Source organism: Romboutsia sp. CE17, from assembly GCF_012317385.1.
In the GTDB taxonomy this organism is placed as follows: Bacteria; Bacillota; Clostridia; order Peptostreptococcales; family Peptostreptococcaceae; genus Romboutsia_E.
The window spans coordinates 2,102,154-2,114,934 of the sequence record NZ_CP051144.1; the positions used below are offsets into that span (position 1 = coordinate 2,102,154).

Genomic DNA, 12,781 nt, shown 5'->3' on the forward strand with positions numbered 1-12,781 from the left:
CAAATTATTTACAATTTTAGTTATCAAAGTATATAGATATACTTGAACCCTCTGATACTTTGGATCCTGGTTTTGGGAACATATCTGTAATTTTACAATTTTCTGGTACATTTACATCTGGATCTAGATTCACTTTTAAGTTCGATTCTTCTAATACTTTTGTTGCATCTTCCATTGATAAATTTCTTACATCAGGAACTTCAACCTTAACTTTTAAATTATCTTCTTTTTCTTCTTCCGTATATTTTGGCTCAACTCCTAAGTATGGAAGAGCTTCACTCATTATTTCTTTAATTATCGGTCCAGCGGCTGTACTACCAAATAAACTTCCTTGTGTTGGTTCATCAACTAGTGCTAATACTACTATTTGTGGATCATCAGTTGGTGCTATACCAACAAATGAACAAACATATTTACCTTGTGCATAAACCCCATCTACAACTTTTTGTGCTGTACCTGTTTTTCCTCCAATTCTATATCCTGGAATATATGCAGTCTTACCTCCACCTTGGCTTACAACTGTCTCTGCTATTTCCATCATTTTTTGAGCAGTTTCTTTAGATAGAACTTGCCTTACAGATTTAGGTTCTACCTCTTCTGTAACATTTCCCTTATTGTCTGTATATGCTTTTACGATTCTTGGCTGCATAAGTTCTCCATCATTTGCTATTGCAGATATTGCTGTTATAAGCTGAAGAGGTGTTACTGATATTGACTGACCAAATGACATTGTAGCTAATTCTACAGGACCTACATTCTTTTCATTATATACTATCCCTTTTGCTTCTCCTGGTAAATCAACTCCTGTTTTTGATTTAAATCCAAATGCCTCTATGTACTCATAAAATTTACTAACTCCTAATCTATTTGATAATTCAACGAAAACTGGGTTACATGAATTTTGAACACCTTGAGCAAAAGTTTGCTCTCCATGTGGTCTGTAATGTCTCCAGCACTTGATTTTACGTCCTCCAACAGTTACAGTACCTTTACATACAAACCTATCCGTATCACTTACTAAACCTTCTTCTACAGCTGCAGATGATGTTATTAACTTAAATGTTGAGCCTGGCTCATATGTATCATTTATAAGTGGATTTCTCCACATTGCGTAATATCCATTTATTTTTTCATCATCACTATATTGATCTAGTAATTCTTCATAGTATGGATATATTGGTGTTCTAGAATTATTAGGATCATAATCAGGCTTTGATGCCATAGCTAAAATATCCCCTGTTTTAGGATCCATAGCAATAACACTAACCCTTTTAGCAGCTGTTACTTCATAAGCTTTATCAATCGCTTTTTCAGCATAATGCTGTATTACCTCATCTATCGTTAATACTAAACCATTACCTTGTACCGGCTCATAATAAATTTCAGAACCCTGTGGTATTTCTCGTCCAGATGCATCTGTACTAACTATAAGCTTACCGTCTTTTCCTTCAAGTTTACTGTTATACTGCATTTCTATACCAGATATTCCAGTTGAGTCTGATGCAGTATGCCCTAAGACATATGAGGCAAAATTTCCATATGGATAATACCTTTGATTATCTTCCGCTACCCATATACCTGATAAACTTAAATCTCTAATTTTGGTTGCAGTTTCATCATCTATCCATCTTTGAATTCTTACAAGCGCCGTATTTTTTTTATTTACTAATTTATATATATCTTTTTCTTCTTTACCTAATACTTCAGCTAGCTTACTTGCTACATCTTCTTTGTCTTCTACTTCAACAGGCTTACACCAAACAGTATACTTTGTTACACTTACTGCAAGCTCTTTCATATTAGAATCGTATATAGTACCTCTTTTAGGTTCTATTGGTATTTCTCTAGTTTGTTGTTCCGATGCTTTAGAACTTAACCAATCTCCTTTAATTAATTGAAGATAACCAGTCCTAGTTATCAATCCAAAAAACAAGCTACAAGCTAATACAAGAACCAATACCAACCTTTTCTTACTAACCCCTCTTATCTTCTTCAAAAGTTTTCACCCCTTAATCCTCAACGGTTATATACTCGATTTGGCTTTTTTTTGGATAATCCATATTAAGTTTTTCTTTTGCCATTTTTTCAATTTCTTCTGTAGTATTATTACTATATATTTTTGAGTTTAGTTGTTCTATTATAATTTCTTTTGATCTTAAATCTTTTTTCAAATAATATATGTCATACTTAAGTTCAGAAACCTTAGCATACCCACATAGATTCCCTATTATCACAGCTACTGCACAGGCAAATATAAGAATTACACGAGATTTTTTTAATTTAGTTTTTTTCTTCCCACTTTTATTTTTATTCTTCTTCTTTTTCTTATATTCATTTAAGTCTTTAATTTTATTATTTTTTTTCATCAAAATCACTCCTAAAAAGTTATTTGAAAATCTATTTACTATATATTATTTATTTGCATATTATTAGAAACATCCTTTAATGACTTAAATCGAAATTTATACATAAAAAAATAAAAAAAGTGTGCATATTTTTTTATGCACACTTTTTTTATTTAATTTTACATATTTTTATCATAACATTAAATTTATAACGACATAAAATACTTTTCAAAAACTTGTTAAAATTGATTAGGTTTATATTTTTATATATGTTCATAAGATCCATATACTAAAATTTCTTTATCTTCTATCATAAGATTTCCATTTGCTATTACTGTATCTATATTTAAATTTTCATCCAATAATAATATATCTGCATCTGAACCTTCACTTATGCAACCCTTTCTTGGATAAACTTCTAAACCTTTAGCAACATTAGATGTTATATAAGATAAAGCTTCTTCTATACTAAAACCTAATTCTTCTACCATATTTTTGAATTCTTCATGTAAACTAGATACACTAGATACCCCCATTTTTATTAAGTTTCCAGCTTCATCATATTTTGACCAACTACCATATCCATCAGAGCTTATAGTAATATTTTCTTTTGGTACATTTATATCTTCAGCCATTTTTATACACTTACCTGGTGTTAAATCATCTTTCATACCACAAGTTAAGTCTATTTTTCCTCCACGCTTAGCATAATCAAATGCTTCAATTAAAAGTTCTTTTCTTCTATTTACATGAGTTGGTCTTATAGTTTTCATAGGTATTTCTGTTTCTTCTAGTATTTCATTAACTGGCTTAAGACCTCTTTTCCCATCTCCCATATGAAGAACTACTATTCCTGCTTTTCCACTTAACATACCAGCTACTCTTGCATCAGAAGCAACTCTTTGTAGTTCTATATTGCTCACATTTGGAGCTCTATGATCAGATAGGGCTAGCTTGACCCCTATTATTTCATCTATAAATGCTATATCTCTTTTTATTGATCCTGTTATAGTTATTGTTGGATACTCATATGAACCAGTGTGAGCAAATACTGTTATTCCTTCTTCTTTTAAAGCTTTTGCCTTTGCCACTAAGTTTTCTACACTTCTAGTTGTTCCATCTGTTCCTAAAAGCCCTACTACAGTAGTTATCCCACCTTTTGTAAGCTTACTTAAAGTTATTTCTGGAGCTCTAGTCTTAAAACTTCCTTCTCCTCCACCTCCAGTTATATGAACGTGTTGATCTATGAATCCTGGAGTAAGTTTTTTATTACTTCCATCTATTACTTTTATTTTATCATTATTAAAATCTATATTATCTTCTATCAAAGATATTTTTCCACCACTTATAAATACATCTTTTTTTCCTTTATACTCAGGTGAATATATCTCTACATTTTTTATTAATATCATAATATTTAAATCTCCTTTAATTACACTAACTTAGAATCTTCAGCACCTTTTTCTTCATCTTTATCAAGTTTAGCTATACCAAATCCTGTTATAGCATATATTATTGCAAAAATTATACCTGTATAGTTTAATATTGCCCATGGTAAATACTCTAGAGTTGGTACACCTAATGTAGCAGCCATATAAGCTCCTGCTGCTGACCATGGTATTAATGGAACTAATACAGTCCCTGAATCTTCTAATGTTCTAGATAAATTCTTTGGATGTAAGTTTTTCTTTGGATAAACATCTTTAAATAATTCACCTGGAACAAGTATTGATAAGTATGAACTCCCTGTTACAAATGCAACTGTAAAACAAGAAGCTACTGTTGATATTATTATACCTGCTGTTGACTTAACTTTTGACATTAATAAATCTAAAACTACATCTAGCATTCCAGAAACACTTACTATTCCTGCAAATCCCATAGCACAGAATATAAGTACAGTTGTACTTGTTACCGAATCAACTCCACCTCTATTTATAAGTTTTATAACCTCTTCAGTAGGAACTCCTGTAAATCCAGTCATTGTTATATCAAATCCAGATATTAAAGCTGTAAATCCATCAACTATATTGAATCCTTGAACTAATGCTCCTAAAACTACAGTAATTAAACTAGTTCCTAACATAGTAGGTATAGTTGGCCATTTTCTAACTGATCCTAAAATTACTAATACTAAAGGTAATATCAGTACTATATTAAAGTTAAACATTGATTCTAACTGATCCATCATTGCTTGAACTGACACTGGAGTTACTAATTCCCCAGATACATTAAATCCTACAACTAAGTAAACTGCCATAGCTAATAAAGCTGCTGGTATTGTTGTATAAAGCATATGTTTTATATGTTCATATATCTCACTTCCTGCAGCCATCGGAGCTAAATTTGTTGTATCTGATAATGGAGATAGCTTATCTCCAAAGAATGCCCCAGAAACTACTGCTCCTGCTGTTGCAGGTAAAGAAACTCCTAATCCACCTGCTATACCCATCATAGCTACTCCAATAGTCCCAGCTGCTCCCCATGAAGTACCTGTAACTACTGAAAGTACAGCTGATGATAAAAATGCTGTTACTAATATAAACTTTGGATTTATCATTTGAACTCCGTAATAAATTATCATTGGAACTGTACCTGAATACATTAAAGCTCCAATTAAAAGTCCAACACTCCATAAAATTAAAGTAGCTGGAAGTGCGCTTGCTATCTTATCTACTATAGCTTTTTGCATTTCTTCCCATGTATAACCTAATTTAAGAGCAATAATTCCAGCAACAAATGCTGAGGCTATCATTATAGGCTCTGCTTTTATTTTTAAAACTCCATAACCTAATGCTAATGCTACTACCATAAAAATAATCGGTATTAGTGCTTGTAATAAACTTGGCTTTTTCTTTTGTAATTCTTTCATAAATAATCTCCCTTTCAACATTTTTGATAAAATTTTTCAATTAATATTTATAAATAAAGCTATATAAATTTTTAAATATCCATATAATCTATATAAGCAAATATCGTGCCAAATTTTATATTTTATTATTTTTTTCTCAACTTTAAAATATAAAGTATCAATTCTTTATCATATCTATTATTTAAAGCATATAAAAAACCATAACTTCTTTTATAAACCCTAATAAAACTATAAAATATAAAAAAGGGATAATTATAAAATAACTATCCCTTTTTCATCCCATTATTTAAAATATTTATCCCTTTTTCTAATATTTTTGTCCCTTTAAGCCCTCTATTAATTTCTATATATCCATTATTATTTAATTTGCTCATTATAGTTCTCATTTTACCTTCACCAATATTAAGACCTTCTTCCATTGACATTAAAGATAGCGTCCTTCTACCTATTCCTTGATATTTATAAATTTTCTCTAATACCCAAAATTCTTTTTCATCTAAAGACTCTTTTAACTTTTCAACCTCTATGTTCTTATTCAGATCTTTATTTTTTTCAATAATATACCTTGGAAGATCAGCAATATCTATCCTTCTACCATCTTCTTTTATAGTTGATACATATTCAACAATATTTACAAGCTCTCTTATATTCCCTGGCCATTCATAATTTTCAAGAAGATCAATAGAGTCATTAGTAAAAAACTCTTCTAAATCGCAACATTTATTTACTTTAAATAAATAATGTTCTAATAATAATCTTATATCTTCTTTCCTTTCTCTTAGGGGTATTGAGTACATAGGCATTACATTTAATCTATAATATAAATCTTCTCTAAAGTTCTTTAATCTAACTTCTTCTAAAAGCTCTTTATTAGTTGCAGCTATAATTCTAATATCAATTGGAATTGTTTCTGTACTACCAACTGGGGTTATTTCCCTTTCTTGAAGCACTCTTAACAATCTTGATTGTAGGTATAGTGGAGCATCTCCAATTTCATCTAAAAATATAGTTCCTTTATGAGCTTTTTTAAACAAACCTATCTTTCCACCTTTTTTAGCTCCTGTAAAAGCCCCATCTTCATAACCAAAAAGTTCACTTTCTATTAAATTTTCTGGAATAGCAGCAAAGTTAATAGCCACAAATGGATAATCCTTTCTTTCAGATTCATTATGTATTGCTTGAGCTAATACTTCTTTACCTGTACCAGTTTCTCCTTGAATTAAAACAGTTGAGTTTGATTTTGCAACCTTCTTAGCCAGTTTTATATTCCTTCTAACAGAACTACAATTTCCAATCATATCTTCGAATGTGTATTTAGCTTGATTTTCCTTAGATTTTTTCTTCTTTCTTAATTCATCATCAATCTTATGAATATGATTTACTTCATTAAGAATAATCATATTACCACTATGATTGTTATTGTTTTTTATCTTTTCTTTTACAACTAAAATTTCTTTGTTATCAATGTTAACAATATCCTCTTTCAACTCTTTAAAAACGCTATAAATATTTTTAGATAATATATCTTTCTTTTCTATGTTTAATAATCTTAAAGCCTCTTCATTTAATACCAATACTTCATTTTCATCATTAGTATATATTATCCCATTTTTTTGGTTATCAAGTAAATTTGTTAATAAGTCTTTTAGCCTTATAGTCTCTTGAGATATATTTATATATTTTTTTGACATATTTATCATATCTCTATAAAAACAAGATGAAACTATATCACTATATGTATCTATGCATTCTAACTTATTTAAAACCTCAATCAAGCTAGTTATATCCATCTTTCTAGAATTTATATCAATAATGTTTTTTATCTCTCTAGGAACCAAGTGAGTTTCTCCTGGAGTAATAGCTATATTTAAATTTTTATATTCTTTTATTCCTGGGTAATATGGATAATACTTTATATGATCAACACCTTGATTTTTTAATTGATCGATTACCTCTTTACAGCTTTCTTCTGTATCATTTACAAGAAGAACTTCTTTTCCTCTTTCAATCTTTAAAATCTCATCTATGCATTCATGTCTTATAACTCTTTTAAGTACAATATACTCCTTACTTTTATTGATTTTAGGTTGAAAAATATTCTTAATTTCCTCACTAGAAAATATTAATAAATCATAGTCTAAATTATTATCAAAATCATCTGATGAATTCAAATTATCTATGTATAAATTTTCGTTAAAAATACTATGTAATTGATTTTTTATGCTAAGCCCTGTATGCTCACCAAAGGATATTATTAAGATTTTTTTCATATCTGCTCCTTTTTATTTTAATATTTAAAAATTATATTTATATTATCAAAAAAGCACTAACCTTGCAAAGGCTAGTGCTTTTAGTAAATAATATATTTTAGTATCCTATATTCTTTCTGCAACTCTTAGTTTTGCACTTCTACTTCTAGGATTAAACTCTACTTCTTCTTTACTTGGTAATATTGGTTTTCTGCTTATTACCTTAACTAAAGCTTCTTTATCACACTGACAAATTGGAAGCTCTGGCGGACATACACAATCTAATGCTAAATCTCTAAATGCATTCTTAACTATTCTATCTTCTAAAGAATGGAATGTTATTATACAAACCCTTCCTCCTTCATTCATTATAGAAACTGCATCATTTATCATTTTTGTGATTACTCCAAGCTCATTATTTACTTCTATTCTTATAGCTTGGAAAGTTCTTTTTGCTGGATGTGGTCCATCTATTCTTGCTTTTTTAGGTATAGCTTTTTTTATTATTTCAACTAATTCTCCAGTAGTTTCTATATTTTTTTCAGTTCTACCTTCAACTATAAACTTAGCTATTCTCTTAGCCCAGTTATCTTCACCATAATCTTTTATAATTTTAGCAAGTTCTTCTTCACTGTAAGTATTAACAACATCATAAGCTGAAAAACTACATCTAACATCCATTCTCATATCTAATGGAGCATCTTGCATATAAGAAAATCCTCTATCAGCTTCATCTAATTGATGTGATGAAACTCCTAAGTCAGCTAATACTCCATCGATTTTATGAATACCTAATTTAGCTAATTCTTCTTTTATATTTTCAAAGTTACTGTGAACGAATTTAACTCTATCTGAGTATTCGCTTAATCTTTCTTTTGCTGTTGCTATAGCATTTTTATCTTGATCAAATCCTATAAAAAGTCCTTTATCAGATAATCTTTTTACTATTTCTTTTGAGTGACCAGCTCCACCCATTGTACAGTCAACATAAACACCGTCTGGCTTTATATTTAAATTTTCAATGCACTCATCTAAAAGTACCGACACATGATGAAATTCCATTTTATATCTCCTTAGTACTACTTATTTTGATTCTTCTTTTTTATTATTTTTCTTTGATAAATAAATATGTGCTATTATTCCACCTATTACTCCAACTAAGCTTATTACTTGAGCCATTCTAAGTGGTCCAATCATTAAACTATCTGTTCTAAGCCCTTCTATAAAGAATCTACCTAGTGAGTAAAGTATTATATAGTAAATGGCAATCTGACCTTCATATTTCTTATTTTTTCTAAATATCCATAAGAATATAAATATTCCAAAATCCCATATAGATTCATATAGGAATGTTGGATGAACCTTAACTCCATCAACTATTATTCCCCATGGTAAATCCGTTGGCCCACCATGAGCTTCACCATTTATGTAATTTCCCCATCTTCCTATAGCTTGTGCTAGAGGCATACCTATTAAAGCAATATCTGCCATTTTAAGGAAATTAATATTCTTAATTCTTGTGTATATAAGACCTGCTAATATACCACCTATTAAAGCACCATGAATTGCCATTCCTCCACCTCTAAAGTTTAGAATTTGTGAAGGGTTTTGAGAATAGTATCCCCAATTAAAAATAACATAATAAAGTCTTGCTCCTATAACTCCAGATGGAATAGCAAATATAGCTAAATTTAAAACATCATCTTCGCTTATTCCAACTCTTTTCGCTTCTCTTAGTGCTAATAAAGTTCCTAAAATCATCCCTGTGGCCATTAATATTCCATACCACATTACATCTATACCAAATATGGTAAAGGCTACTCTATCCATAAATTTTCTCCTTATTTTTTAAATAATTTACTAAAGAATCCTCTTTTTTCTTCATATTTACTTGCTATAGGTATAATTATATCCTTGTTTTCTATAATTAAACTTTGATTATTTTTGAATATATTATTTGCAACTTCTTTAGAATATTTATTTTTTATATATTTATAAGCTTCTTTTAATTGCGGTCTTCTTCTTTCACTACCATGTGCATCACTTGCAATTATATGTACCATATTATTATCTAATAATATGTCTGTAGTCTTCTTTATATCTTTTCCGTGTTTTCCTAATACACTGGAAGCATTTACTTGAATTATAGCTCCTTCTTTTATACAATCATAGATTATATTAGGATTATCTATAATGCTTTTATATCTTTCTACATGAGCTAAAATTGGAGTGTAACCTTTTATTTTTAACTCATAAACTATATCTGGTAAGTTTTTAGGAACATTCATTGGAGAAAACTCAATTAATAAATATTTACTTTTATTAATTGTATAGAAGTTCAAATCCTCGATCTCCTCTAAAATACCATCAGTGTAGTAAATTTCATTTCCTAATAACACTTCTATATCTATATTATTTTCTTTTAATATTTTGTTAAAGTTGTCCACTTTTTCTATTAACTCTGAACCCATTATAAATTTAAATTCTGGATGAAAATGAGACGTATTTATAATCTTTTTAATACCATCTTCTTCTGCTATCTTTGCCATTTCAATAGCTTCATATAAATCTTTAGCTCCATCATCTACGCCTGGAAGTATATGACAATGCATATCTATCATAGCATTTCCCCCTAACTTATGTATTTATTTTTAGCTATATCTACATATTATAACATAAAAGGAGAACATCATAAATAAAAGGTAGGTTAATATAAAAAATTAATACTAACCTACCCTTTATTTTTAAATTATTATTTAGGTTCTACAATGGATATAACACAATATTCTTCATTTAAATGAGATTTAAGTCTTTCTTCTATCTCTTCAAACTTAACTTCCTTTATAACTTCTAAATAATCTAGTAAGTTCATTCCTTTAAAGTTATAAGAAATAAAGTTATTAGCTATAAAGTTAACAGAATCAAAGTACTTTAAGAAATGACCTATTTTCTTTTTCTTTGTTCTTTCAAAGGCAACTTTATCTAAGCCTTCTTTTTTATATTTTTCTATATATTCAAGAATTATTCTCTGCACTTCTTTTGGATTTTTAGAGTCTCCTCCTATAATTGTAAATCCATAATCTACTTGAGAAGAAAATCCTGAGCCAAAGTTTTCGTTTATTAACCCTTTCATATATAAATCTTCATAAAGAGCTGTTCCTCTTCTAAAAATCATATCTATTAGTATTTCAGTAACTATCTCTTTTTTCATAAGCTCTCTTCCAGAAATTCCTACATTATTATCTTTAAATGCTATATTAAACATAGGTATTGATATAGGGAACTTAGCTACTACTTCTTTTTCTTTTACGTGACTTGGTTCTTCTGGATAAAATACTTCTATTTTATGATCTAGCTTTTCTACATCATTATGGTTGTATTTTTTGACAACATCCATAACCTGGTTCTCATCTAAATCTCCTACAACAAATAAAGTCATATTTCCTGGGTTATAGAAAGTATTGTAGCACTTGTATAGCTCTTCTTTATTTATTTTATATATACTATCAACAGTACCTGCTATATCAATCCTAACTGGATAATTTACATACATTGCTTTTAAAGCATTAAAGTAAACATTCCAATCTGGATCATCATTGTACATTTTTATTTCTTGTTCTATTATTCCCTTTTCTTTTTCAACATTTTCATCTGTAAAATATGGAGTTTGAACATAGTCTATTAAGTGACCTAAACATTCATAAAAGTTTTCTGTACAAGAAAATAAATATGCAGTCATAGTAAAGTTTGTAAATGCATTAGCACTTGCACCATACTTAGAAAATTCATCAAATGCATTACCTCCATTAGGTTGCTCAAACATTTTATGTTCTAAAAAATGTGCAATTCCTTCATTTACTTTTATTTTTTTGTCTTCTCCTATTGGTATAAACTCTAGCTCATTAGAACCATATTTAGTTGCTAGTACTGCGTACTTCTTAGTGAATCCTTTTTTAGGCATAAAGTAAACATCTAAACCATTTTCTAGCTTTTCATAATATATTTTTTCTTTTAAGATTTCATTATTAATTTCTTTCATATTTATGCCTCCTTAATTACTTAAGAAATATACAGTGTCTAAGTTTATATCTTGAACAACTTTTACTATATCTTCTATACTTACCTTACTTAATTTGTCTATTATTGAATCTATTGTAGAACCTGTTTTACCCATAGCTTGTGCGAAATAAAAATCAGATCTACCTCCAATACTATCTGATATTGTTCTCATAGAACTTATTAGTGCACTTTTACTATTTTTTAATTCTTGTTCACTTATATCACCATTTTTTAGCTTATCTATTTGAGCATTAATTAAATCTACAGTTTTTTCATAGTTATTTGATTCTATACCAGACGATACAAATAGTATTCCCTTGTATTTTTCAACCGAAGAGTAAACATAATAACATAAACTTTCTCTTTCTCTTACATTAATAAATAATTTAGAATCAGGACCTCCACCTAAAATATTAGATCCAACAACTAAAGCATAGTATTTTTCTTCATCTAGATAATCTACATTACTTCTATAACCCATAATAAGTTTCCCTTGAGTTATATCCATTTTTTCATTTATATATTTTACTTCTTTGATATCTTTTTTAAATTCATCTCTAGGTATATCTATTATATTTCCTCTTTCAAACTTAAAGTTTTCAGTTATAATTTTTATTATTTCTTCTTCATCAAAATCTCCTTCAACTACTATGTCAATAGGAGATGTTCTAAGGATATCTCTATAATGATTATATAATTCTTGAGGTGTTATTTTATCTATATCTTCTTCATAGCCATATTCACTTATACTATATCTTTCACCCTCACACATTTCTTCAAATGCTCTTTCAAGTGCATATCTTCCTTTATCATTTATCTTAGCTTGTATTCTATCTTTTAAGTTTTCTTTTTCTATATTTAAAAACTCCTCTTTAAATCCTCCATCTATTACTAGTGGATTATTTATAACTTCATTAAAGAACTCTATAACATTTTTAAATATTTTTTCATCTAAGTACTTTTCATTTGTACTTATTATTTTAAAGCTTAAAACTTGACGTTCTCCTCTTTTAGTAACATCAGCTCCCATTGATGAACCATATAGATTGTCTAATTCATTTGATATTTCTCTTGCACTAGGATATTTTCTACTACCACTAGTTACTATCTCTGGTATTAAAGCATTTTTTGTTGCTTCATCCTTATCCAATAATCTTTGTATGTATATACTTACAAGATTAGACTTAAACTTTTCTCCAGGAATCAAAGTTAAGTTTATTTTATCGCCTAAAGATACCTTTTTTATCCCTTCCATG

Annotated in this window: 10 protein-coding genes; all 10 read right to left on the reverse strand. The window is 28.8% G+C overall.

Translation table 11 applies throughout. The features are described from left to right. Positions 1 to 16: 16 nt before the first annotated feature. Complete coding sequence (locus tag HF520_RS10090) at positions 17 to 1,996, reverse strand: stage V sporulation protein D (RefSeq protein WP_168573905.1); 1,980 nt, start codon at positions 1,994 to 1,996, stop codon at positions 17 to 19. Between the two features lie 13 nt (positions 1,997 to 2,009). Further along, on the reverse strand, positions 2,010 to 2,366 hold the full coding sequence (locus HF520_RS10095) for a hypothetical protein (RefSeq protein WP_168573906.1): 357 nt from the start codon (positions 2,364 to 2,366) through the stop codon (positions 2,010 to 2,012). Between the two features lie 242 nt (positions 2,367 to 2,608). Continuing rightward, positions 2,609 to 3,757 carry a beta-aspartyl-peptidase gene (gene iadA, locus HF520_RS10100; RefSeq protein WP_207710995.1) on the reverse strand — a complete coding sequence of 383 codons (1,149 nt, stop codon included), beginning with the start codon at positions 3,755 to 3,757 and terminating at the stop codon, positions 2,609 to 2,611. Between the two features lie 20 nt (positions 3,758 to 3,777). Further along, the gene (nhaC, locus tag HF520_RS10105; RefSeq protein WP_168573907.1) at positions 3,778 to 5,217 is read right to left on the reverse strand and encodes a Na+/H+ antiporter NhaC; all 1,440 of its coding nucleotides are present in this window, start codon (positions 5,215 to 5,217) and stop codon (positions 3,778 to 3,780) included. Positions 5,218 to 5,480: 263 nt separating this feature from the next. Then, positions 5,481 to 7,487, reverse strand: coding sequence for a sigma-54 interaction domain-containing protein (locus HF520_RS10110; protein ID WP_168573908.1), 2,007 nt, complete (start codon positions 7,485 to 7,487; stop codon positions 5,481 to 5,483). Between the two features lie 105 nt (positions 7,488 to 7,592). Next, complete coding sequence (gene rsmH, locus HF520_RS10115) at positions 7,593 to 8,528, reverse strand: 16S rRNA (cytosine(1402)-N(4))-methyltransferase RsmH (protein ID WP_168573909.1); 936 nt, start codon at positions 8,526 to 8,528, stop codon at positions 7,593 to 7,595. A 21-nt stretch (positions 8,529 to 8,549) separates the two neighbouring features. Next, the gene (gene lgt, locus HF520_RS10120; protein ID WP_168573910.1) at positions 8,550 to 9,296 is read right to left on the reverse strand and encodes a prolipoprotein diacylglyceryl transferase; all 747 of its coding nucleotides are present in this window, start codon (positions 9,294 to 9,296) and stop codon (positions 8,550 to 8,552) included. 11 nt (positions 9,297 to 9,307) lie between these two features. After that, complete coding sequence (locus HF520_RS10125; protein ID WP_168573911.1) at positions 9,308 to 10,087, reverse strand: tyrosine-protein phosphatase; 780 nt, start codon at positions 10,085 to 10,087, stop codon at positions 9,308 to 9,310. Positions 10,088 to 10,218: 131 nt separating this feature from the next. Continuing rightward, positions 10,219 to 11,505, reverse strand: coding sequence for an EF-P 5-aminopentanol modification-associated protein YfmH (gene yfmH, locus HF520_RS10130; RefSeq protein ID WP_168573912.1), 1,287 nt, complete (start codon positions 11,503 to 11,505; stop codon positions 10,219 to 10,221). 12 nt (positions 11,506 to 11,517) lie between these two features. Further along, positions 11,518 to 12,780, reverse strand: a complete 1,263-nt coding sequence (yfmF, locus tag HF520_RS10135) for an EF-P 5-aminopentanol modification-associated protein YfmF (RefSeq protein ID WP_168573913.1) — start codon at positions 12,778 to 12,780, stop codon at positions 11,518 to 11,520. Between the last annotated feature and the right edge of the window lies 1 nt (position 12,781).

What these genes read in the sequence shown, in the direction of transcription:
- lgt (WP_168573910.1), bottom strand. Translation starts at nt 9,296, where the DNA reads ATGGATAGAGTAGCCTTTACCATATTTGGTATAGATGTAATGTGGTAT.
- HF520_RS10125 (WP_168573911.1), bottom strand. Translation starts at nt 10,087, where the DNA reads ATGATAGATATGCATTGTCATATACTTCCAGGCGTAGATGATGGAGCT.
- yfmF (WP_168573913.1), bottom strand. Translation starts at nt 12,780, where the DNA reads ATGGAAGGGATAAAAAAGGTATCTTTAGGCGATAAAATAAACTTAACT.
- iadA (WP_207710995.1), bottom strand. Translation starts at nt 3,757, where the DNA reads ATGATATTAATAAAAAATGTAGAGATATATTCACCTGAGTATAAAGGA.
- HF520_RS10110 (WP_168573908.1), bottom strand. Translation starts at nt 7,487, where the DNA reads ATGAAAAAAATCTTAATAATATCCTTTGGTGAGCATACAGGGCTTAGC.
- nhaC (WP_168573907.1), bottom strand. Translation starts at nt 5,217, where the DNA reads ATGAAAGAATTACAAAAGAAAAAGCCAAGTTTATTACAAGCACTAATA.
- yfmH (WP_168573912.1), bottom strand. Translation starts at nt 11,505, where the DNA reads ATGAAAGAAATTAATAATGAAATCTTAAAAGAAAAAATATATTATGAA.
- rsmH (WP_168573909.1), bottom strand. Translation starts at nt 8,528, where the DNA reads ATGGAATTTCATCATGTGTCGGTACTTTTAGATGAGTGCATTGAAAAT.
- HF520_RS10095 (WP_168573906.1), bottom strand. Translation starts at nt 2,366, where the DNA reads ATGAAAAAAAATAATAAAATTAAAGACTTAAATGAATATAAGAAAAAG.